The organism is Agrobacterium sp. A3-95, assembly GCF_053521785.1.
Genome location: NZ_JBNWDR010000003.1, coordinates 33679 through 55286, shown reverse-complemented (window position 1 = coordinate 55286; position 21608 = coordinate 33679). Strand labels below are relative to the sequence as shown.

The 21608-nt window shown below is 58.4% G+C and carries 17 protein-coding genes; 7 read left to right on the top strand and 10 right to left on the bottom strand.

Annotated features, from left to right (window positions below; genetic code table 11):
• Window positions 1-138 precede the first annotated feature (138 nt).
• The 4 genes from mprF (at window position 139) to ACQZ5Y_RS09645 (ending at window position 8440) form a co-directional block, all read left to right on the top strand.
• Entirely contained in the window at window positions 139-2739 is a 2601-nt protein-coding gene (gene mprF / locus ACQZ5Y_RS09660; RefSeq protein ID WP_065662125.1) for a bifunctional lysylphosphatidylglycerol flippase/synthetase MprF, read from the top strand.
• A gap of 11 nt (window positions 2740-2750) precedes the next feature.
• A complete protein-coding gene (locus tag ACQZ5Y_RS09655; protein WP_211380935.1) occupies window positions 2751-4121 on the top strand; it encodes a virulence factor in 1371 nt (456 codons plus the stop codon).
• A 288-nt stretch (window positions 4122-4409) separates the two neighbouring features.
• Window positions 4410-5735, top strand: coding sequence for a telomere resolvase TelA (telA, locus tag ACQZ5Y_RS09650; RefSeq protein WP_174049966.1), 1326 nt, complete (start codon window positions 4410-4412; stop codon window positions 5733-5735).
• 377 nt (window positions 5736-6112) lie between these two features.
• Entirely contained in the window at window positions 6113-8440 is a 2328-nt protein-coding gene (locus tag ACQZ5Y_RS09645; protein WP_174049968.1) for a DUF1217 domain-containing protein, read from the top strand.
• Between the two features lie 53 nt (window positions 8441-8493).
• Here ACQZ5Y_RS09645 and ACQZ5Y_RS09640 read toward each other — a convergent pair whose 3' ends face one another.
• The 7 genes from ACQZ5Y_RS09640 to graD form a co-directional block, all read right to left on the bottom strand.
• Window positions 8494-9780 (bottom strand): MFS transporter, encoded by a 1287-nt coding sequence (locus ACQZ5Y_RS09640; protein ID WP_013636793.1) that lies wholly within the window; start codon window positions 9778-9780, stop codon window positions 8494-8496.
• A 220-nt stretch (window positions 9781-10000) separates the two neighbouring features.
• Window positions 10001-10339, bottom strand: a complete 339-nt coding sequence (locus ACQZ5Y_RS09635) for a YciI family protein (protein ID WP_174049970.1) — start codon at window positions 10337-10339, stop codon at window positions 10001-10003.
• Entirely contained in the window at window positions 10339-11223 is an 885-nt protein-coding gene (gene graB / locus ACQZ5Y_RS09630; protein WP_174049972.1) for a hydroxyquinol 1,2-dioxygenase, read from the bottom strand. The genes ACQZ5Y_RS09635 and graB overlap by 1 nt, the downstream gene beginning before the upstream one ends.
• A gap of 40 nt (window positions 11224-11263) precedes the next feature.
• Window positions 11264-12319: a maleylacetate reductase gene (gene graC, locus ACQZ5Y_RS09625; protein WP_025594429.1), complete on the bottom strand. Its 1056-nt coding sequence runs from the start codon at window positions 12317-12319 to the stop codon at window positions 11264-11266.
• Window positions 12320-12322: 3 nt separating this feature from the next.
• Complete coding sequence (gene tsdA / locus ACQZ5Y_RS09620; protein ID WP_174049974.1) at window positions 12323-13306, bottom strand: gamma-resorcylate decarboxylase; 984 nt, start codon at window positions 13304-13306, stop codon at window positions 12323-12325.
• Between the two features lie 46 nt (window positions 13307-13352).
• The gene (gene graA, locus ACQZ5Y_RS09615) at window positions 13353-14582 is read right to left on the bottom strand and encodes an FADH(2)-dependent resorcinol hydroxylase oxygenase component (RefSeq protein WP_174049976.1); all 1230 of its coding nucleotides are present in this window, start codon (window positions 14580-14582) and stop codon (window positions 13353-13355) included.
• Between the two features lie 36 nt (window positions 14583-14618).
• The gene (gene graD, locus ACQZ5Y_RS09610) at window positions 14619-15158 is read right to left on the bottom strand and encodes an FADH(2)-dependent resorcinol hydroxylase reductase component (protein ID WP_003514147.1); all 540 of its coding nucleotides are present in this window, start codon (window positions 15156-15158) and stop codon (window positions 14619-14621) included.
• 205 nt (window positions 15159-15363) lie between these two features.
• On the opposite strand from graD, the gene ACQZ5Y_RS09605 reads away from it, so the two are divergent.
• A complete protein-coding gene (locus tag ACQZ5Y_RS09605; protein ID WP_025594436.1) occupies window positions 15364-15795 on the top strand; it encodes a MarR family winged helix-turn-helix transcriptional regulator in 432 nt (143 codons plus the stop codon).
• A 104-nt stretch (window positions 15796-15899) separates the two neighbouring features.
• Entirely contained in the window at window positions 15900-16286 is a 387-nt protein-coding gene (locus ACQZ5Y_RS09600; protein WP_112154341.1) for a hypothetical protein, read from the top strand.
• Between the two features lie 248 nt (window positions 16287-16534).
• On the opposite strand, the gene ACQZ5Y_RS09595 is transcribed toward ACQZ5Y_RS09600, so the two are convergent.
• The 3 genes from ACQZ5Y_RS09595 to ACQZ5Y_RS09585 all read right to left on the bottom strand — a co-directional run bounded on the left by ACQZ5Y_RS09595 (window position 16535) and on the right by ACQZ5Y_RS09585 (window position 19411).
• On the bottom strand, window positions 16535-17932 hold the full coding sequence (locus ACQZ5Y_RS09595) for a sensor histidine kinase (RefSeq protein WP_236762901.1): 1398 nt from the start codon (window positions 17930-17932) through the stop codon (window positions 16535-16537).
• 35 nt (window positions 17933-17967) lie between these two features.
• Window positions 17968-18642 carry a response regulator transcription factor gene (locus ACQZ5Y_RS09590; RefSeq protein ID WP_174049980.1) on the bottom strand — a complete coding sequence of 225 codons (675 nt, stop codon included), beginning with the start codon at window positions 18640-18642 and terminating at the stop codon, window positions 17968-17970.
• A gap of 139 nt (window positions 18643-18781) precedes the next feature.
• Window positions 18782-19411 (bottom strand): TetR/AcrR family transcriptional regulator, encoded by a 630-nt coding sequence (locus tag ACQZ5Y_RS09585; RefSeq protein ID WP_013636802.1) that lies wholly within the window; start codon window positions 19409-19411, stop codon window positions 18782-18784.
• A 145-nt stretch (window positions 19412-19556) separates the two neighbouring features.
• Here ACQZ5Y_RS09585 and ACQZ5Y_RS09580 point away from each other — a divergent pair, with 145 nt between their 5' ends.
• On the top strand, window positions 19557-21593 hold the full coding sequence (locus ACQZ5Y_RS09580) for an oxidoreductase (RefSeq protein WP_174049982.1): 2037 nt from the start codon (window positions 19557-19559) through the stop codon (window positions 21591-21593).
• Window positions 21594-21608: the final 15 nt, after the last annotated feature.

Below are 21608 nucleotides of genomic sequence, written 5' to 3'. Positions count from 1 at the left end.
CGAAAATCTCGTTGGTTTGTCGCCAAACTTCACATCGACACGTCACGCATTTCTGCTAAGCAAATTTCCTCAACCGAAACGAATTAGCGACACAATCCTGTGGTTCGCCAACCAAGGGACTGGCGCTGGAAAAAGCAAATGGCAGACAAGAGCGAAATTATACAGACCGATATTACCGAATCCCCGGTTGAAAGCTTCTTTGCCAGAAACCGGCCCTATCTGACGGCCATCGCCATTACGCTCATCTTCGTGATGATGACGTTTGCGATTTACCGCCTCACATCCGAAGTGCGGTACGATGATGTGATCGCAGCCCTTCTGGACACTTCGCTTCCGGCCATTCTTCTTGCAATGGTCTTTACGGCGCTGAGCTTCCTGTCGCTGATTTTCTATGACGCCAACGCGATCGAATATGTCGGAAAAAAGGTGCGCTTCCCGTCCATGGCGGCCACCGCTTTTGCCGCTTACGCCATCGGCAACACTGCTGGATTTGGCCCCTTGAGCGGTGGCGCAATACGCTTTCGCGCCTATTCCAGGCTGGGACTTTCGCCGGGTGACATCGCCCGTGTCATCGCCTTCGTCACGCTGTCCTTCGGGCTGGGCCTTTTGTCGGTCAGCGCCCTTTCGACCTTCATCGTCGCACCACGCATCGCAGCCATCATCGGTCTCGACCCGACTGTTCTAAGGGGCGGAGCGCTCGCCGTCATTGCCGTTCTCGTTACCACCGCCTATATCGGCCGCAACGGCAAGGCGATCCGGCTCGGCAAATGGCGACTGCGCCTTCCCGACAGCCGCACCTCCTCGCGCCAGTTCCTCGTCTCCGCCTTTGATATCGCCGCCTCCGCCTCCGTGCTTTATGTGCTCCTGCCCGAGACGCATCTCGGCTGGCCGACATTCTTCGCGATCTATGCCACCGCCGTTGGCCTTGGCGTTCTCAGCCACGTTCCCGCCGGTCTCGGTGTGTTCGAAACGGTTATGGTAGCCGGGCTCGGCAACGCGATCAGCGTCGATCAGCTGCTCGGAAGCCTCGTTCTTTATCGCGTCATCTATCACGTCCTGCCGCTGGTTGTTGCCATTCTGGTAATGATCGTTTCCGAAATGAAGCAGTTCGCGGCCAAGCCGGTGGTCTCCGATATCAGCCAGCTTGCCGTGCGGCTGGCGCCACCGCTGCTCTCCACCTTCGCGATCATTCTCGGCACCATGCTGATCTTTTCGAGCGTGACGCCGACGCCCGGCAGCAATCTGGATTTCCTGTCGAATTTCGTGCCACTGCCGATCATCGAGGCGGCGCACTTTCTGACGAGTATTCTCGGCCTCGGCCTCGTTGTCGCCTCCCGCGGCCTCGGGCAGCGGCTGGATGGGGCGTGGTGGATTGCCCTTGTCGCCGCATCGCTGGCGCTCATCCTGTCGCTGGTGAAGGCGATTGCCGTTTTCGAGGCAATCTTCCTCGGCATCTTCATCGCGGCGCTAGCCCTCAATATGCGCAGCTTCAACCGTCATGCCTCGCTGGTCAAACAGGCTCTGGGACCGAGCTGGCTCGCCGCTATGGCCGTCATCATCGCCGGCGCGGCAACGATCCTTCTGTTCGTCTACCGCGACACCGATTACAGCCACACATTGTGGTGGGAATTCGAGTTCTCCGAAGAAGCACCGCGCGGTCTGCGCGCCCTTCTCGGCCTGGTGCTCGCTTCCTCCACCATTGCAATTTTCAGCCTGATGCGGCCGGTCACCTTCAAGCCGGATTCCATCCAGCCGGAAGACGTTGAACGTGCAACCGACATCGTCATGCAGCAGGATTCGGCCGATGCCAATCTGGTGCGCATGGGCGACAAGCATGTGATGTTCTCGGAAAGCGGCAGCGCCTTCATCATGTACGGCATTCAGGGCCGATCATGGATAGCCTTCGCCGACCCCGTCGGCAACGAGGAGGATTTTCCCGATCTGGTCTGGCAATTCGTGGAATCCGCCCGTTCGGCGGGTGCGCGCGCCGCCTTCTACCAGATTTCGCCCTTCCTCCTGTCCCATTGCGCCGATGCGGGCCTGCGTGCCTTCAAGCTTGGCGAACTGGCGCTGGTCGATCTTACCGCATTCGAATTGAAGGGCGGCAAGCTCGCAACCCTTCGCCAGTCACTGAGCCGCGGCGCCCGCGACGGGCTGACCTTCGAAGTTGTCGAGCAATCGCATGTTGCCGATATTCTGGATGATCTCAAGCAGGTCTCGGATGGCTGGCTCACCCACCACAATACAAGGGAAAAGCGATTTTCTCTCGGTGCGTTCGAGCCCAACTACATTCTCTCCCAGCCCGTCGCCGTGCTGCGCAAGGATGGCAAGATCACCGCCTTCGCCAATCTGATGGTGACGGACACCAAAAAGGAAGCCACCGTCGATCTCATGCGCTTTTCACCGGATGCACCGCGCGGCTCGATGGATTTCCTCTTCGTCAGCATCATGCAGCACCTGCGCGAGGCGGGATATGAGAGCTTCAATCTCGGCATGGCACCCATGTCCGGCATGTCGAAGCGCGATGCGGCACCGGTCTGGGACCGCATTGGCAGCACGCTTTTCGAACATGGCGAACGTTTCTACAACTTTAAGGGCCTTCGTGCGTTCAAGACGAAGTTCCACCCGAAATGGGAACCGCGTTACCTCGCCGTACAAAATGGCGCAGACGCCGCTCTGGCGCTGATGGACGCGACGGTTCTGATCAGTGGCGGCGTCAGAGGAGTGATCGGAAAATGAGAAAATACAGCATGCTGAAGGCAGCCCTTGCCGCTTCCGCCCTGTTCCTCTCCCCATTGTTTGCTTCCAGCGCCGCCTTTTCGCAGGACAAGCCAGCCTATGACACCGGCATGATCCCCGCCGAGCACATCATGGTGCCGGATGGCGAAATTCTCGCCAGCGTCTTCCTGATTTCCGATGCGGACGGATGGACCAGCACCGACGAAGAACGCGCCAAAGCACTGGTGGAAAAGGGTGCCGCGGTGGTCGGCATCGATTTCAAGGAATATCTGAAGGCACTCGAGGCCGATGATGACGATTGTATCTATATGATCTCGGACATCGAGTCGCTGTCGCAGCAGATCCAGCGCACCGCCGGGACGGCCAGCTATCGCCAGCCTATCCTCACCGGCATCGGCAAGGGCGGAACGCTGGCGCTCGCCATGATCGCGCAAAGCCCGGTCTCCACCGTTCAGGAAGCCATCGCGGTCGACCCCAAGGCTGGCCTGCCGCTTGAGAAGATACTCTGCACCCCCGCCACCAAGGACAAGGCGGACGGTGAAACGGTTTATGGCCTGACCGATGGCCCGCTGCCAGCTCCTGTCAGCGTGCTGTTCACGCCCGATGCGGATCAGAAGGGCCGCGACCACGTTAACGCCCTGGTGAAGCTTCATCCCGATATCGAAGTGACTGATGTGACAGGCAAGGCGGATGAGATTTTGTCTCAGACCCTGTCCGACAAGGTCGATGCGGCGGGCGACACCAGCAGCCCGCTAGGCCTGCCGATCACGGTTCTCGAAACAAGCCCGGCGATGGACACCATGGCGGTGATCTATTCCGGTGACGGCGGCTGGCGCGATCTGGACGAGGAAGTCGGCGGCGCGCTGCAAAAGCAGGGGATACCTGTGATCGGTGTCGATGCCCTGCGTTACTTCTGGAAAGAAAAACAGCCGCAGGAAGTGGCCAATGACCTTGCGCGCATCATCGACACCTACCGCAAGGAATGGAAGGTTCGGAACGTCGTGCTGATCGGCTATTCCTTTGGCGCCGATATCATTCCCGCCACCTATAATCTCCTGCCCGAACGCGCGAAATCCCATGTCGTGCAGCTGACGCTGCTTGGACTTTCGACCGAAGTCGATTTCGAGATTTCCGTCCAGGGCTGGCTCGGCGTTGCAGGCGAAGGCAAGGGCGGCAAGACCATCGATGACATCGTCAAGATCGATCCGAAGCTGGTGCAATGCGTCTATGGCACGGAGGAAGAGGATGAAGACCCCTGCCCCGGCCTGAAGGCAAAGGGCGTGGAGACGGTCGGCATCGAAGGTGGCCACCATTTCGATGAGGACTATGAGGGGCTTGCCAAGCGCATCGTGACCTCCCTGAAAACCCGGCTACCGAAATAGGCTGTCGCAACCTCTGCGGCTTCGGGAGAATTCCCGAAGCCCATACTTCCATCAGAATTCAATCACCCGAAGCGCCGCCGGCAGGATGCCGGCTCCCCGACTTGCCGATCTCGGCTCGCAAACCTTCCTTGAAGGTTCCACGCATCACGGCCATACTTGCGGAATCGATTAAACTATTATTCAAAAGAAATATGCTGGAGGCGGATATCCATGGCATTTCCGCAACCATGCTTCTGTTGATTGCCAATCATAGATTTTATATTTCCCGACCGGTTCAGGGGCCGCCGCATGCTCGCACGAAAGACCAAAACTCCAGTTCTCGTGGAACGCATCGACCAGTTCGTCGGTCGGGTCAGGGAGGCGATGAAAAGCAGCGAGACGTTGCGAAACAAAAAAATCCGCGATCTTTGGGACGCAGAGGTCCGCTACCATTTCGACAATGGCCGCACGGAAAAGACGCTCGAACTTTACATCATGAAATATCGCTATGCCCTGAAGGCCGAATTTGGAGCTAAGAGCACCCCGCTTGCCATCTGCAACATGAAAAAGCTGCGGGAGCGGCTGAAGACCTATATAGAGCGGGCCGACTATCCGAAAACCGGCGTGGCGACTTCCATTGTCGAAAAGATCGAACGGGCGGAGTTCAACACCGCCGGCCGCAAGCCGACAGTGCTTTTGCGGATCGCGGATTTTATTGCAGCGATGAACGGCCTGGGCTCGAAAGAAGAGATGCAGGCCTTGTGGGACGCCGAAATCGCCGTCATGAAGGGCCGCGCCCAGACGACGATCATTTCCTACATCACCAAATATCGTAACGCCATCCGCGAAGCCTTCGGTGACGACCATCCGATGCTGAAGATCGCCACCGGCGATGCCGCAATGTATGACGAGGCACGCCGGGTGAAGATGGAGAAGATCGCCAACAAGCACGGCGCGCTAATCACATTCGAGAATTACCGGCAGGTGCTGAAGATCTGCGAGGATTGTCTCAAGTCCAGCGATCCGCTGATGATCGGCATCGGCCTGATCGGCATGACGGGACGCCGCCCCTATGAAGTCTTCACCCAGGCCGAGTTTTCACCCGCTCCCTATGGCAAGGGCGTTTCCAAATGGAGCATCCTGTTTAACGGCCAGGCCAAGACGAAGCAGGGCGAAGGAACGAAATTCGGGATTACCTACGAGATCCCGGTCCTTGCACGCTCCGCAACCATCCTGTCCGCCTACCAGCGCCTGCGCGAAAGCGGGCAGGGAAAATTGTGGCACGGCATGTCGATCGACGATTTTTCATCGGAAACTCGCCTGCTGCTTCGGGACACGGTTTTTAATCTGTTCGAGGATCTCTGGCCGAAGGAAGAACTGCCCAAGCCCTATGGCTTGCGGCACCTTTATGCGGAGGTGGCGTATCACAATTTCGCGCCGCCCCATGTCACCAAGAACAGCTATTTCGCGGCCATCCTCGGACACAACAATAACGACCTCGAAACCTCGCTGTCCTACATGACCTACACGCTGCCGGAAGATCGCGACGATGCATTGGCGCGAGCCAAACGCACGAATGAGCGCACATTGTTGCAGATGGCGACCGTCGCCCCCGTCTCCCGCAAGAACCCGTAGCGGTACCCGGAACTGCCCTAGAAAAAAGCCTCTAATCCGGCCTTGCCTCAGGATAGCGCTGAACACGCTGCCAGCGGTATTTTCGCATGTCTGTCCCAACAGCCCGGACAAATGTGCCGCCCTCAGCTTTTGCCAAGTCTTTCCCCTTTGTCTGCCGGCGTGGTGTTGGCGTTGGCGCTTGGGGCCGCTTCTGCCTGCACGCGATCTGAACGCAGCCACGCACCAAACAATCAATATAAATCTCAACTAAATTAATAATACAAAATATTACTCTAAATATTACTTTTAATTATACAGCTACGCGCAAGACTATACTGTAATTATCCGCTTCATAACTGGTTCCCGCACAGATTTTACCATAGTTTTTTCGGAGACACATGGTGCTGCCCGCATATACGACTTACGCTCTTTACAATCGTGACATGGAATTGTCGCTGAAACGCGTCGCGAACGACCCCGTCGTATCGCGCGACGCCAAATATTATGCGGATAATATCGGCAAGGTCAAAAACCTTGACGCGTTCCTGAAGGACTTCCGGCTCTATTCCTACGCCATGAAGGCACATGGACTGGAGGAAATGATCTATGCCACCGCCTTCATGAAGAAGGTGCTGGAAAGCAATCTCAACGATCCGAACAGCTTCGCCAACAAACTGAAGGATACGCGATACCGCGACTTCGCTGCCTCTTTCGATTTCGGCACGATCAAAGCGGAAAAATCGGTTCAGACAAAATCCCAGCAAGACCGGTTGATTGCCACCTATCACGCTACGATCGAACAGGAAGGCGCCGAATTAAAGGAAGAGACCCGTTTTTATAACATTGCCATCGAGAAGGTCGGACATGTCGACGATATCTTCAAGAACACGCGGCTTCGGGATTATGTCTTCAAATCCTTCGGCATCGACCCCGAGACCTTCAGCTACAAGCACGTCAAAAACGTTCTGACGAGCGATATCAGCAATGCCGATAGCTACATCAACAAGACCTACAAGTCATTGATCCCGGAGTGGAAGGCGAAGGCGGCCGATCTGCGCATAGAACGTGCAGGCGTCGCGTCCACCGACAAACCGGCGCTCGCAAAGATCGACTACCTGATCAGCCAATATAACAAGCGTATCAACGATGCCAACAAACTGTTCGAGATGGCGGCCGCGTTTAATTTCCGGGACGACGGCCGTGTAGATGACGGCATGCCGGCGCAGACGGCTGCGCAGAGGCGACTGATTAACGAAACCTACGTTCTTTCAAATCCCCGCCTGACGCAGGCCGGAGCTGTTCTCAACCGCGAGTATTTCGCGGACAAGATGAAAACCATCACCGAGGCCAGCCAGATGACGCAGTTTGCGCGCCTGAGAACGATGCTCATCGTCAGCTTCAATCTGACCGACAATGATGAGACGGACAAGAAAATCGGCTGGGCCGTCTTGCAGGATCCGAATGATCCGAAAAGCCCTATCCATAAGGAGAAGGACAAAGGTCTTGTCGATCTGGCACGCGCCTTCAATTTCGGTGCGGATGGCAAGATCAAGACCGGCAAGGTCGCGCAGACCGCCGAACAGCTCAACACCATGATGAACCTCTACTTCAGCCGTTACGATGACAAGGACGAAGCAGCGGACGAAAAGGCAATCAAGAACTACCAGCGCTATATCGGCCTGACGAAAAATCTCGAGGATTTTCTGTCGAACGCGCAGGGCGCGGTCATCATTCGAAACTTCGCCCTGAAGGCCTTCGATATTACCGCTGAAGAAGCCTCGTCCTTCACGCTGAAACGGGTATTTACCAGCGATCTGTCAGACACGAAAAGTTACGTTTATACTTTGAAAGACGAGCGTTTCGTGCGGCTGGCCAAGGCTTTCAACTTTGATGCCGAGGGCAAGATCGGCTCACCCCGGCTCGCCCAGTCGGAAAACGAGATCACTCGAATATCGCGAAATTATCTGAAGGAAGTTACCCGTTGGGACAAGGACAAAAAGGTCAGGGAGAAAGGCGAAAAGGAGGTCACCTACTATCGCCAGAAAATGGAAACGATTGAAACCGTCGATCAATTGCTCTCCGACCGCCGCCTTCTCGATTTCATGCTGATTGCGCAGCGTATCGACCCCAAAACGGTCACCACCGACTACCTCAAGAAGATCTTCAAGTCCGACCTCAAGGACCCCAAAAGTTTCGCCAATACCGAAAAAGATGCCCGCTTCCGCGCACTTGCCGGCTCCTTCAATTTCGACGCCAAGGGGAATATCGTCGCGAAAGCCGGCCAGAGCGTGCAGAACACCCGCAGCCTCATGGAAACACGCGACAAATATGTTCGGCAGACGCTGGAACAGCGGGTGGGCGAAGAAAATTCCGGCGTTCGCCTTGCGCTCTATTTCAAGCGCATGGCTGCCAGCATTTCCAATCCCTACGACATACTCGCCGACAATGCACTTGCGGAGTTCACCCGAACCGCCCTTGGAATTCCCGCAGAAACCGCAAACTCCAAGGTGGATGCGCAGGCAAAGATGATCGAGAAGAAGCTGAAGATAAAGGACCTGCAGGACCCCAAGAAGGTCGAAAAACTGGTTAATCGCTTTTTGCTGACATTCGAAGCGAACAACGCAACGTCGGATCCGCGTCTCGCTTTATTCGGCAGCGGCAGCACGTCCATCAGCGGCAATACACTCGCGACGTTGGGGCAACTCCGCAGCCGCCGAAGAGGTTAGACCATCTATTAGTGCTGGCCGCAGGTTTTGCCCTGCGGCCATCATCATCTTAGTCAAACCCGCCCGTCGCCTGAAGTGCGGTAGAGCAGGGTCAATACGGTCAAAGCCAGCCCGACCAGCGCGACCGAGCCGAAAATGTAGAAGTTCCACTCCGGAGCCAGGCCCCGTTGCAGCACGAGACCGCCGATCATCGGACCGGCGATGCCGCCCAGCCGCCCGACGGCCAGGGAAAAGCCAAGACCCGTACCGCGAATATGGACAGGATAAAGCCGCCCCACCAGAACATTTGCAAGAATCTGGGTTCCAATCGTTCCCGCACCCGCAAGGGCAACGAAGAGATAGAGCAACGGCCCCTTGTTTACCGTCAACGCCCAGATCGAGGCCGCGCCAATGGCAAAAAGGACGGCCACAACCACCTTGACGTTACCCTTGTCGGCGAAACGCCCGCCGATGAGAATGCCAATTGCGGCTCCGACATTGAGCATGATGGAAAAGCTGAGCGCCGAACTGATGTCGTAGCCCATCTTGTTCATGATGGTGGGCAGCCAGTTGACCATGCCGAAGGTCAGCAGAAGCGAGCAAAAGTGAATGCCCCAGGCATTCAGCGTCGAAAGCAGCCGGCCTTCCGAGAAGAGGGCGCCCACGCCGCCCTTTTGAATCTTGGCATGCGGCGTAATACGTTGCAGGCCGTAAGTGTCGCAAATCCCGTCTGCCTCCGCCTGCCGGCCCTTGCTTGCCAGCCATTCCGGCGATTCCGGCAGGAACCGCATGAAGATCGGCAGAAGAATAAGCGGCAGGCCGCCGATCAGCATCAATGGCCGCCAGCCATAGCTCTCCAGAAGCAAAATACCCATGAGGCCGGAAATAATGCCGCCGATAAGATAACCGAGGAACGACAGGGAGTTTGCCTGTGCCCTGCGCTTGGGCGGCGAGAACTCCAGCACCAGCGCCGTCACCGTCGGCAGGAGCGCGCCAAGGCCGAGACCGGCGAAGAAGCGCGTGATTTCGAAAGCAAGAAAGTTCGGCGTCATGGCCGAGGCAATCATCATCGCTGAAAATCCGGCAAGGCTGATGAGAACGACCTTCCGGCGGCCGATACGGTCCGCCATGGTGCCGGCAAACAGCGCGCCGAGCAGCATGCCCACCAACGTCAAGGCGGCAGCCCGCCCGACCATGGCCGGATTGAGCGCCCATGCGCCTTCTTTCAGCAACGCCGGTGCGACCGCGCCGTAAACGACAAGATCGTAACCGTCGAACATGATCATCAGGCCGCATGTCGCGATGACGCCAGCCGGGTTCTTCGTCCGCACCGAGGCGGCGCTCATATAGTTCGTGGACATATTCCTCCCTTTCACGCATGAACGCGCCACCCGGAATGGATCGACGTCTTCCCGTTCCTGCGATTGCTCCCTGGGTGCCCGGCTTGCTCCACCCTGATGTGCGTCTCGCTCCTGTCAAGACACATATCGCCGGTATCACCCGCCTTCGATTAAATGTTGCGTTTGCAAAAATTGCAATTGAAATATTAACAATCGCCAACAGCCATTGCAGGCGTGAATTTCAGTCGCCTTGCAGCCCGGAAATCCTCGACAAAGTCGGCGTCCAGTTCAAAATACGAATGCGGTTATAGACGCCGTGGATGACAAAGGGGTCGGCGTCGCTAAAAGCCATGACGTCCTCGATACAGCGGGCTTCAGCAATGATGAGGGCCGCGGCAGACCCTCCGCTTTCCGCCTGCATCGGGCCGGATGCGAGAATTCTGAATCCTTCCGGAACGCCATCTTCGTTGCGTAAATGAGCCTTGTGGGCACTCATCTGCGTCAACCTTTGCTCAGCGGCAGCGGGATCACTTTCCGCAAAACGCACATAGAGCCGGGGACGGTCGCTACCGACGGTCATCAGGCGAGCACGAAATCGTGGTCCACCGACCAGAACCAGCCGTTGGCGAACCCCAGCTCCTGCGCCCTCTGCGCATCCTCCACCCGCTGAAAATCGGCCAGCAGGCTTTCCTTCACACCGAAAACCGAATCCGAACGAATGTAAGGATCATCAGGGTCGAAAATATGCGTGACGAGCGTAGTGAAGCCTTCTGCCGCAACGATGTAGTGCAGATGCGCTGGTCGGTAGGGATGACGCCCCATGGCCCGCAGAAGCTGCCCCACGGGGCCATCATCCGGTATCGGGTAATATTTCGGCTTCGCCGCCCGGAACCAGTAGCGTCCGTCCTCACCGGTGACGAATACGCCACGCAGGTTGAAATCGGGCTGAATGCCCTTCTGCTGCACGTCGTAGAAACCTTCGTCATTGGCCTGCCAGACGTCAATGCGGGCGCCTGCGACCGGCATTCCGTCGGTGTCGAGAATGCGGCCGGTTACCAGCATGTCCTCGCCCTTGCCGTCGAGGCAGATATTGGCGCCCATCGGCATCTCAGGCGCATCGGCCACATGAAAAGGCCCGAGAACGGTGGATTCCGACGCGCCGCTCGGCTTGCGGTGGTTGATCGCATCGACCAGCATGGAAACGCCGAGAATATCGGAAAACAGGATCCACTCCTGCCGCCATTCATTACAGATCTGGCCGACCTCGGTCAGAAAATGGATCGCCTTCATCCATTCCTCTTCAGTCGGCTCAATCTCTTTCACCGCCTCGTGAAGCTTGCGGGTGACGACCGCCATGATCTCCTTGAGACGCGGATCGTCACAATCACGCATACGGGCGATCACGGTTTCGGCCGAACGTTCCTCGACGAAATAGCCGTCATCACCGGTCGTTTTCATGTCCATAATGTCCTCCTCCCATCATTGCCGCTCCCTGCTTGCCGGATCACTCCGGCCTTGCGCCCTCGAAGGCGCGTTGCAACAGGGCGCGTATCGCGGTTTTTTCAACTGGCCGCGGGCACCAGTAAGGATTGGCGGTCGCAAGCTCGGCCATAGCGTCGAGATCTTCCCCGCCAACACCGAGTGCTGCAAGGCTTGCCGGCGCGCCGAGCCGGGCGGCAAAATCGTAAAGGCCCGTCCCTGCCCTGCCACCGACAAGTGCGGCCAGCGGCGCAAGCTGATCCGGCACCGCCTGTTCCACATAAGCGATGGTGTGCGGCAGAAGCACCGCATGGGTCTCCGCATGCGGCAGGTCCAGACTGCCGCCCAGCGTATGGCAAAGCTTGTGATGCAGCGACATGCCAACAGCGCCAAGCACCGTGCCACACAGCCACGCGCCGTAAAGTGCCGTTTCGCGCGCCTTGGTATCTTGCGGCTCCATCCTCACACCGGGAAGCGCCTCGATCATCGCCCGCAACCCTTCCACCGCCATCATACTGGCGATGGGATTGCGATCCCGAGCATAAAGCGCCTCTGCCGCGTGGGCCATGGCGTTTAGCCCGCTGGTCATGCTGATGCCAACAGGTAATCCAAGTGTCAGCTCGGCATCGTAAATCACCACTTCCGGCAGGATTTCCGGACCGCGCAGGGTGGTCTTCACGCCATTTTCCGTTTGGCCAAGAATGGGCGTCACCTCAGAGCCGGCATAGGTCGTTGGAATGACGATCTGGGGCGCATCGGTGCGCAAGGCAATGGCCTTGCCAAGACCGGTGGTAGAGCCGCCGCCGAGCGATACGACGCAATCGGCACCGGCAGCGCGATAGGCCTCGACCGCCCGTTTCGTCACCTCGACCGGCGTGTGCATGGCCGCATCGGAAAAAACACCGGCAGCCAATGGGCCAAGCCGGGCGGCCAAAGCCTCCGCATCGCCCTTTTGATGGGGTGTGGAAAGCACCAACGCCCGTGACAGCCCGAGGCGACGGATTTCCTCCGCCACCCCCACGGAGCTACCCGTGCCAAAGACGATGCGGGCCGGGGCCGTCGTATAGACGAACGGCTGCATGGCTCAGGCTCCGTCGAGCTTGAACAGGCGGCGCGCATTGGTGCGGCCGATCTTTACCCGGTCGGCCTCGGCAATGCTCGTCGCATTGAACCAGTCGGAGGCGTGATCGATGTTCTCGAAGGGCCAGTCGGTGGAGAACAGGATGCGGTCGGCACCGATTTCCAGAATGGCATCGATCAGGGTCTGGGTGCGGAAATTGCCAGAGGTGGTGATGTGGAAATTCTCGTTGAAATAATCCATGAAACGGCGCTTGGCCGGATAGCGCGGCGGCAGCTTCACCCAGGCATTGCGGTGGTCGATGCGCCACATCATGTAGGGCAGGCCCTCGCCCATATGGCCAAGAATGATGTTGAGGCGCGGATGCTCATCGAACAGGCCTGATGCCATGAGGCGCAGCGCGTGAACCGCCGTTTCCTGCGCAAACGCCCAGGTGGGGCCAAGCAGCCAGGGGTGGCCGTCATAGATGCGGGAATCCTGCGGCAGCGGATTGCGCGGATGCAGATAGAAAGGTACATCAAGCTTTTCCACCTCGCCCCAGAATGGACGATATTGCGGCAGGTCGTAATAAAGCGGTGTCTGGCCATCGCCCTCCTGGCTGAAGCCGTTAACGAGTGCGCCGACAAAACCGAGGTCGTTGACGCAGCGCTGAAGCTCGTCGGTCGCCGCATCCGGGTCCTGCAACGGCAGGGCTGCGAAGGCGAGGAAGCGGTCCGGCCGCTTGGCGCATTCTTCAGCCAGGACGTCATTGGCGCGGCGCGCAATCTCGATCGCCTTCTTCTTGTCGGGAATAGCCTGCACCGCCGGCGCATTCAGCGACAGGATCATGGTTTCGATGCCATGCGCATCCATCAGCTTCAGGCGCGTATCCTGAATGTCGAGCAGGCGATGCTGCAGTTCCTTCCAGTAATCACCGGGCACGAACCCGGCCGAATCCTGAAGTGTTTCCGGGATTGCGAAATGCTCTTCGAGAGCGACCTTGCCTTGCATGTTATTTCCTCCGAAAATCGCTGTTCAGTTGCCGCCACATGTGCGGTCAATATTGGCCCTTGGGTTCCAGGCCGAGCATGCTCTGGCCGATCATGGTGCCCACGGCATCCCAGTTCATGCTGATATGGCGGCCCACCGCATTCGCATCCCGCCAGGCCCGCTGGACCGGATTGGAAAGATCGAGCCCGACACCGCCGGTGGAATCGTTGAGTGCCTGCACGGCGCGCAGCGCCAGAGAGACCGAAAAGGACTGGCCGCGACGGCTCAATAGCCGGTCGTCCACCGAAAATTCCGCCCGCCCTTCAAGCCTTGCCTGTGAGAGTGCCTGAGCCCGCGCAACGTCGCGCAACAGGATTTCACAAGCGGCATCCACGCTCGCAGCGGCTTCCGCGACACGCAGCTGGATGGTTGGAAATTCCGCCATGCGGTTATTGCCGCCCGCCACCGCACCGCGGGTCACCCGGCCACTGACATGATCGACATAGGCTGCCAGGGCACCCTTGGCTGCACCGACTCCAGCCGAGGCGAGACAGGAAGGAATGCCGGTAAGAAGCGGCATGTTGAAGAGACCTTCCTGCGCATAAAACCGCCCGCCCGGCGTGTGGCCGCTGGTCGCGTCCGGAAAGGTCAGAACCCGATGTTTGGGAACAAAGACATCATCGAGAACCAGCGTCTTGGAACCCGTGCCGGCCAGTCCGACCACATGCCACGTGTCTTCAATGGCATATTGGCTCGCAGGCACGAGAAGGAAGGCCGGAACCGGCCTGCCTTCGCCCTGCGGCGGCAGGATGGCGGCGCAGAGAGACCATTGGGCATTCTCGCAGCCCGAGGCAAAGGCCCATTTGCCGCTCAGGCGGTAACCGCCGTCAGCGGCCTCCGCCATCTTTACCGGCGCATAGGAACCACACAGAAGCGCGTCAGGGTTTTCGCCCCAGACATCCGCCTGCGCCTCCTCTGGAAACATCGCCAGCAGCCATTGATGGGCGGAAAGCAGGCCGGCAACCCAGCCTGTCGACGCGCAGGCCGCCGAAAGCTCGATATTGGCTTCGACAAGCTCGGCAAATTCACCGCCCTGCCCGCCGAAAGCCCGCGGTTTGACGATATCGAAATAGCCGATGCCGCGCAGCGCCGCGATATGACTGGCGGGAACGCGGCGCGCCTCCTCTGTTTGTCGGGCGCTGGAGCGGAAAAAATCCGCTACACCGGCAACGCGACCGACGAGGCGGACATGCGGGTTCGTTTGCGCCGGCTGCGGCGCATGGCTCATATCGTTCATGATTGTCTCCTCCGAGAATAGTCTAGCCGGGAAATATCAGGCGGACAGGCCTGCCGGGCTTGCGGCGCAATATTGGGCATTTTCGTAAAGCAGCGGTCGTGTCGTCTCGCTTACATCGGCCGACACCACCTGTCCGATAAACACCGTATGCGTTCCATATGGCATTGCCGCGACACGGCGGCAGGCGATGGCGGCATGGGCCGTGGGCAGATAAAGAACACCGTTGTCATGACGCTGCCACTCGCCGTTGCGGAAACGCTCCTCCGGCGAAACCTTGCCGCTGAAAGCATCAGACAAGGCAATCTGGTCCTGCGTCAGCACATTCACGATGAAATCGGGCCGGCAGAGCAGCAATTCGTGCAGAAACGTGCGGTTGTTCAGGCAAACCAGAAGAGAGGGCGGCTCCATCGAAACCGAGGTGACGGCGGTAACCGTCATGCCGTGATCGCGCTGATCACCCGTGGCACAGGCAGTGATGACCGTCACGGTCGCCGGAAAACGGCGCATCGTCGTGCGGAAATTCTGGCCGACGCCTTCAGGCGCAAGATTGTTCAGGCCAAACAGTGCTGATGTCATGAGATCCTCCCAAATCCTCATTCTTAAATATTTTCATTTGCAACATTTGTCAATGCAAATGTTTTACGGCGGAGGAAGCTGCGATATGGCCTCGCCGTCCCCGGTCTTCTGGAGCGAAACTATTGAAACTGATAGATTATGCCGGTACAGCCGATGGGTGCGCCACGTCATCCGCGCACGTGTTTCTCAAAACGGGGTTTTGCTTGTGTCTTATCAGTTCACTGACTCGGTACCCTACCTGCTCAACTGGGTAGGTGTTCGGCTTGGAGAGCGCTTCTCCCTGAGGCTGGCATCCTATGACATCACCCTGCCGATGTATCGTGTGCTGGCAACGCTGAGACAACAGGAAAGCAAAACGCTGACCGAGCTTTCAGACCTCGTGTCGGTGGAGATTTCCACGCTCTCCCGGCTTGTTGGCCTGCTCGTCAGACGCAACCTCGTCAGCCGCGAGCGACCGGTCGACAATGCGCGGATCGTGCGCATCACGCTGACGCCAAAGGGTGAAGAACTTGCCGAGGAACTGATGCCCATCGCCGCCATGTTCGAAAAGACCGCGATCGAAGGCCTTGACCCGGCCGAAGTGAAACTTTTCAAAAGCATCCTGCGCCACATCGGCCGCAACATTGCCGGTCTCTGATCCACCAAGGATCCGCTGACCCGTCACGACCTTCGCGTGCAATGTACTTGTAATGGCTGGTTCCTATCCCTGTGGCAACTCACCACAGCGGAGGAAATTTGCCCATGTCCGAGAGATTGTCACCCGCCTTCCTGACAACGCTCGCCCTTGTCACAGCATCGATCCTGGTTTCGGCCTGCGCCTCGACAGTCATGAAAAGCTACATCGGCGCGCCCATCACCAGCGTGATGCTGGACTATGGGCCGCCGGACAATATCTATAGCCTTGGCGGTGGACAGCAGGCCTACCAGTGGCGGAAGAACAAGACACAGGCTGTCGCCGGATCATCGAGTGGCGAAGTGCGGACAACACGGCGCGGAGAGCGTTACGAAGTGTCCGAGACGCCGGGTTATGTCGAGCGTATCGACTGCTTCTACACTTTCTACACACGCAATTCCGGCGGCGAATGGTATGTAACGAGCTTCCGGCAACCGGCGCTCGAATGCGAGTGATCGTTCCCGGATTTCAAACTCAGCCCTCCCAGATTTTTGACCGCCGCTTTGATGCTCGAAGCGGCGGTTTTCGTTGGAACGTTCTCCCTGGGATTTCTCATCGGATGGGCCGGTCAGAAGCGGTAATTCAGGCCAGCCTTGATGACGTGATCATTTAGATCGGTCTTCGACCTGCCGCTCGCCAAACTTGGCCAACAGGCCGCCGCCAAAGCCGGGGAAACATGCCTGATCGCTTAAAATCCCGTCAGCTAGACAGTGTCAGCCGCAGCATCTTTCGAAGCCACCGAGCGAATTTCCAGCCGGACGCAAAAACCGGGATTGAGGTCGAGGAAGACAACGCGTCCGCAATGAATCTCTGCCGCCTTCTGGACTAGGTTCAACCCGAGGCCTGCTCCTGGCGAATTCGTATTGACGCGGTGAAACGGCTCGAATACCTGCTCGCGCTCCGAGACGGGGATGCCCGGCCCTTCATCGCAAACGTCAATGAAGCCCGCAGCACCGACCCGGATCGTGATAGCACCCTTGCCGCCGCCATGATCGATTGCGTTGCGGACGAGATTGACGACCGCCATCTCGATGATCGAAGTCTGGACCGTGAATACGGCCTCTCCTTCACTTGGCTCGAAATCGAACTCGTAACCGGCATCCATCGCAATCGGCGCGAGATCGGTCGCGATGCGCTCGACAAGGATGTTCAGGTCCTGCCGCTCGGCGGGTAATTCCACCACGCCGACTGCCTGCATCTCCAGCAACTGGTGCGCAACGCGTGTGAGGCGATCGATATCGGCCCGGAGTTGTCGGCTCAGCGCGTCATCGGGCAAAAGATCGGCCCTGATCCGCGCGATTGCAATCGGCGTTCTCAACTCATGCGCGGCATCGGCAAGGAAGCGGTTACGGCGATTATATCCCTCATCCAGCTTGGAGAGCGCGACGTTGAAGGCATTTACCAGGGGAATGATTTCGCTGGGCACCTTGGAACGATTGATACGGGCAGACCGGTTCTCGAAATTGATGGATTGCGCCTGGCTGACCGTTTCCATCAGGCCGCCAAGTGAACGGCCGACCGCCCTCGGGGTCACGATCAATGTCGCGATACCAGTCAGGATCAGCATGGGCACGACGGCGATAAGAATGACGAAGCCCACACCCGGCAAGACAGTAAGCCAGCGGATCTCGCCGTTGGCATCTTTTTCCAGATCTAACTGCATACTGATCCATAGGCTGAGGCCGTCATTCGGGATGCCTTTTTCCGTACCGGCAATGAATTGCAGCCGCCCGGCAGGCGTATTACGGTTTTCCATGGTGGCCCGGACTGTTTCCCCCGCTTCCAGACGCGCCCTTTCGATGCTTGACGGAAAAACTGCCGCCAAAGCCGGTACTGGGATTTCTCCATATCGCAGGACGATTTCATCGGCGTCCCGCACCAAGAACCAAAGATTCGGATAGCGCTGTTTCAGCTCGACCAATCCGGGCGTGGGCAAAACTTGCGCCCGGCCCGGCCCATCCTTTGTCACGCTTTCCGCAACGATGCGGACAGCCTCTTCATTGGCGCCCTCCAGCCGTGGATCAATGATCCAGATCCAGCCGGCGAGGAGGATGACAAACAGAACGAGCAAGAACGCCTGTAAGGCGAAAAGACGCTTCATCAGCGCCCACCGCAGGGATCGGTTGCGCTCCTGCTTCATGTATTCGCCCGGATGAGATAGCCGATGTTTCGCACGGCTCTTATCTCGACCGTGGCTTCGGCCTGCGCGAGCTTCTTCCTGATGCGCGAGATATGGGCGTCGAGAGCGTTGGATTCGATCTCATCGTCCAGGTTGTAAACCGCTTCGACCAGATTGGAACGCGTCACGATGCGGTTCGGACGTCGCATCAGAGCCTCGAGCGCCAGGTATTCCCGCCGCCGAAACTCGATGATGGCACCGGCAACCGTGACTTCATTGCTCTTCGGATCAATGCTCAGATTTCCGAAGCTCACATATTGGCTGGAAAGCGAAGGGCCGCGCCTGTGCAGCGCCCGAAGGCGGGCAAGCAATTCCTCGATCGCAAAGGGCTTGGCGAGGTAATCATCCGCGCCGGCGTCAAGACCGTCAACGCGGTGATCGACACTTCCGAGCGCCGTCAGAACGAGGATCGGCACCGAATGCTTGGCTTTGCGAAGCGAAGACACAAGGTTCAACCCTTCACCATCCGGAAGGCGACGATCCAGAACCAGCACATCGTAAGACCCGTCACGCGCCAGCGCGTCGGCATCGGCAATCGTCCTGACATGATCCGCAAGCACATCACGCCGTCGCAGGGCTTCGAGCAGGGCCCGCGCCATTTCCGGTTCATCCTCAAGAAGCAGGATTCGCAATGACTTTTCCCCAAAGGTGAATTCTTGCCGTCCTCACCACTGGTCGGTGAATGTTACAGCTACATTGCAGGCAAGGAGCCGGACTATCCTTCTCTCACCGTCCTGCCAGACGCAAATCGACCGTCACACCTTGGATGCCTTATCCCGGCCTGTACCCATGTCTTGCATAAAACCGGTCAAGCTCGCGCTGCTGCGGCACCTCACCGGTGTAGATCGCAATATAGTCCGGGATCCTTTTCATGCGCACGGCCATATCTTCCTCCGACTGCATGGAGATATAGCCGATCTGCACGAGATAGGTGGTGCGGGCACGCACATCCGCCATATTTTCGGAATGGCCAAACCGCATGAACATGCGCGAAAGCGCATCCATTCTCGTCTGGTCGGCCTTACGCACCTCGGCAAGAATATCATCGGACTGGAGAGCCCAACTGCGAACCGCAAATTCGAACCTGTTGTCGAAGAGGCCAGCATCCAGCCAGCAATCGAAGACATTCAGCATCGCTTCGGCCAGGGTCTCCGCATAGGCCTCCGACTGCCTGACGATGCTGCCGGTATTCTTTTCGCGCCAGCGGGAGACGAGTGCGGCCAGCAACTCCTCCCTATCCCGGAAGAACCAGTAGAAACTCGTGCGCGACAGACCGAGTTTTTTCGCCAACGGCAGGATTTTCACGGAATCCACGCCGGATTCGAGAAGTGCCTGGTAGGCGGCCTCAAGCCAGCCCTCCTGCGATCCGCGCCAACCGGTCTCGTTCAATGTCGCTTCCATGGTGATTTCCTAGCAAATCGGTCTGGTCGCGACAAGGCGAATGTCCACTCATGTCGAATGCATAAACACAAGTGTTTTATTAATTGACACCTATGTACATTCCCGCTTAGCCTTCTCCGATAAACGTTCTCGGAGCACGGTCGCCATGTCGAATGACCCCCTTCTTCAGCCCTACCAGCTAAAGCATCTCACCCTGCGAAACCGCATCATCGTTACCTCGCATGAACCCGCCTATCCGGAGGACGGCATGCCGAAAGGGCGCTACCGCGCCTATACGCTCGAGCGGGCAAAGGGCGGCGTCGCCATGACGATGACGGCAGGCTCCGCAGCCGTCTCGAAAGACAGCCCGCCCGTCTTCAACAACCTCTTGGCCTACAAGGATGAAATCGTTCCGTGGATCAGGGAAATGACCGACGCCGTGCATGAAGAGGGTGCAGCGATCATGATCCAGCTGACGCATCTCGGCCGCCGCACGCGCTGGGACAAGGGCGACTGGCTGCCGGTGCTGGCACCATCCCACCAGCGGGAGGCCGCGCATCGCGCTTTCCCAAAGAAGATCGAGGATTGGGATATCGAGCGCATCATCAAGGACTTCGCCGACGCTGCGGAACGCATGAAGGCGGGCGGCATGGACGGGGTGGAGCTTGAAGCCTATGGCCATCTCATCGATCAGTTCGTCTCGCCGCTGACCAACGAGCTGGATGGCCCCTATGGCGGCTCGCTGGACAACCGCATGCGTTTCTGTTTCGACGTCTTCAGGGCGATGCGCGAACGTGTCGGCGACGATTTCATCCTCGGGGTTCGCTATACCGCCGACGAATGTCTTGAAGGCGGCACCGGAAAGGCGGAAGGCCTCGAAATCTCGCGCCGGTTGCGGGATAGCGGTCTGATCGACTATCTCAACGTTATCAGGGGCCATATCGACACCGATCCCGGCCTGACCGACGTCATTCCCATTCAGGGCATGGCGAACGCGCCGCATCTGGAGTTCGCGGGCGAAATCCGCGCGGCAACCAGTTTCCCCACCTTCCACGCCGCCAAGATCCAGGATGTCGCCACCGCCAGATACGCCATCGCCTCCGGCAAGGTCGATATGGTCGGCATGACCCGCGCCCATATGACGGACCCGCATATCGTGCGCAAGATCATGGAAAAGCGGGAGGACGATATCAGGCCTTGCGTTGGCGCCAACTACTGTCTCGACCGCATCTATCAGGGCGGCCTCGCCTTCTGCATTCACAATCCGGCGACAGGCCGCGAAGAAACGATGCCGCACGAGATCGCCAAGGCGACGGAAAGCCTGAAGGTCGTGATCGTCGGCGCCGGTCCGGCCGGGCTGGAGGCCGCGCGAGTCTGTGCCGAACGCGGCCATGAGGTCGTCGTCTTCGAGGCCGCAAACGATCCGGGCGGCCAGATCCGCCTGACCGCGCAAAGCGAACGCCGCCGCGAAATGATCAGCATTATCGACTGGCGCATGAGCCAGTGCGAAAGGCTCGGCGTTACCTTTCACTTCAACAGCTGGGCGGAAGCGGACACGGTTCTCTCGGAAAGCCCAGATGTCGTCATCATCGCCACCGGCGGATTGCCGCATACCGATGTGCTTTCAAACGGCAATGATCTGGTCGTTTCCTCGTGGGATATCATTTCCGGCGACGTCAAGCCGGGAACGAATGTGCTGGTTTTCGACGATGCCGGCGACCATGCGGGCTTGCAGGCAGCAGAATTTCTCGCAAAGGCGGGCGCTAAAGTGGAGATCATGACCCCGGATCGCGCCTTCGCGCCGGAAGTCATGGCGATGAACCTGGTTCCTTACATGCGCTCACTGCAAAAACTCGACGTCACCTTCACCGTCACCTATCGGCTGCAAGCGGCGGAAAGAAACGGCAACCAGCTCGTCGCCCACGTCGGCAGCGATTATGGCGGCGTGACGAAATCAAGGACCGTGGACCAGATCGTCGTCAATCACGGCACGGTGCCGCTGGACGATCTCTATTTCGACCTCAAGCCCGGCTCCAGGAACCTCGGCGAAATATCCTACGACGCCTTGCTGGAGGGCTCCGCCCAAACCGTCGAGCGCAACCCTGGCGGTGCCTACCGGCTCTTCCGCATCGGCGACGCGGTCGCCGCACGCAATACACATGCGGCGATCTACGATGCGCTGCGTCTCGCAAAGGACATTTGAGAGGGCCGCCGCGAT

Bases quoted from the DNA above. Each gene is read 5' to 3' on its own strand.
- mprF (WP_065662125.1), top strand. From the start codon at position 139: ATGGCAGACAAGAGCGAAATTATACAGACCGATATTACCGAATCCCCG.
- ACQZ5Y_RS09655 (WP_211380935.1), top strand. From the start codon at position 2,751: ATGCTGAAGGCAGCCCTTGCCGCTTCCGCCCTGTTCCTCTCCCCATTG.
- telA (WP_174049966.1), top strand. From the start codon at position 4,410: ATGCTCGCACGAAAGACCAAAACTCCAGTTCTCGTGGAACGCATCGAC.
- ACQZ5Y_RS09645 (WP_174049968.1), top strand. From the start codon at position 6,113: ATGGTGCTGCCCGCATATACGACTTACGCTCTTTACAATCGTGACATG.
- ACQZ5Y_RS09640 (WP_013636793.1), bottom strand. From the start codon at position 9,780: ATGTCCACGAACTATATGAGCGCCGCCTCGGTGCGGACGAAGAACCCG.
- ACQZ5Y_RS09635 (WP_174049970.1), bottom strand. From the start codon at position 10,339: ATGACCGTCGGTAGCGACCGTCCCCGGCTCTATGTGCGTTTTGCGGAA.
- graB (WP_174049972.1), bottom strand. From the start codon at position 11,223: ATGGACATGAAAACGACCGGTGATGACGGCTATTTCGTCGAGGAACGT.
- graC (WP_025594429.1), bottom strand. From the start codon at position 12,319: ATGCAGCCGTTCGTCTATACGACGGCCCCGGCCCGCATCGTCTTTGGC.
- tsdA (WP_174049974.1), bottom strand. From the start codon at position 13,306: ATGCAAGGCAAGGTCGCTCTCGAAGAGCATTTCGCAATCCCGGAAACA.
- graA (WP_174049976.1), bottom strand. From the start codon at position 14,582: ATGAACGATATGAGCCATGCGCCGCAGCCGGCGCAAACGAACCCGCAT.
- graD (WP_003514147.1), bottom strand. From the start codon at position 15,158: ATGACATCAGCACTGTTTGGCCTGAACAATCTTGCGCCTGAAGGCGTC.
- ACQZ5Y_RS09600 (WP_112154341.1), top strand. From the start codon at position 15,900: ATGTCCGAGAGATTGTCACCCGCCTTCCTGACAACGCTCGCCCTTGTC.
- ACQZ5Y_RS09595 (WP_236762901.1), bottom strand. From the start codon at position 17,932: ATGAAGCGTCTTTTCGCCTTACAGGCGTTCTTGCTCGTTCTGTTTGTC.
- ACQZ5Y_RS09585 (WP_013636802.1), bottom strand. From the start codon at position 19,411: ATGGAAGCGACATTGAACGAGACCGGTTGGCGCGGATCGCAGGAGGGC.
- ACQZ5Y_RS09580 (WP_174049982.1), top strand. From the start codon at position 19,557: ATGTCGAATGACCCCCTTCTTCAGCCCTACCAGCTAAAGCATCTCACC.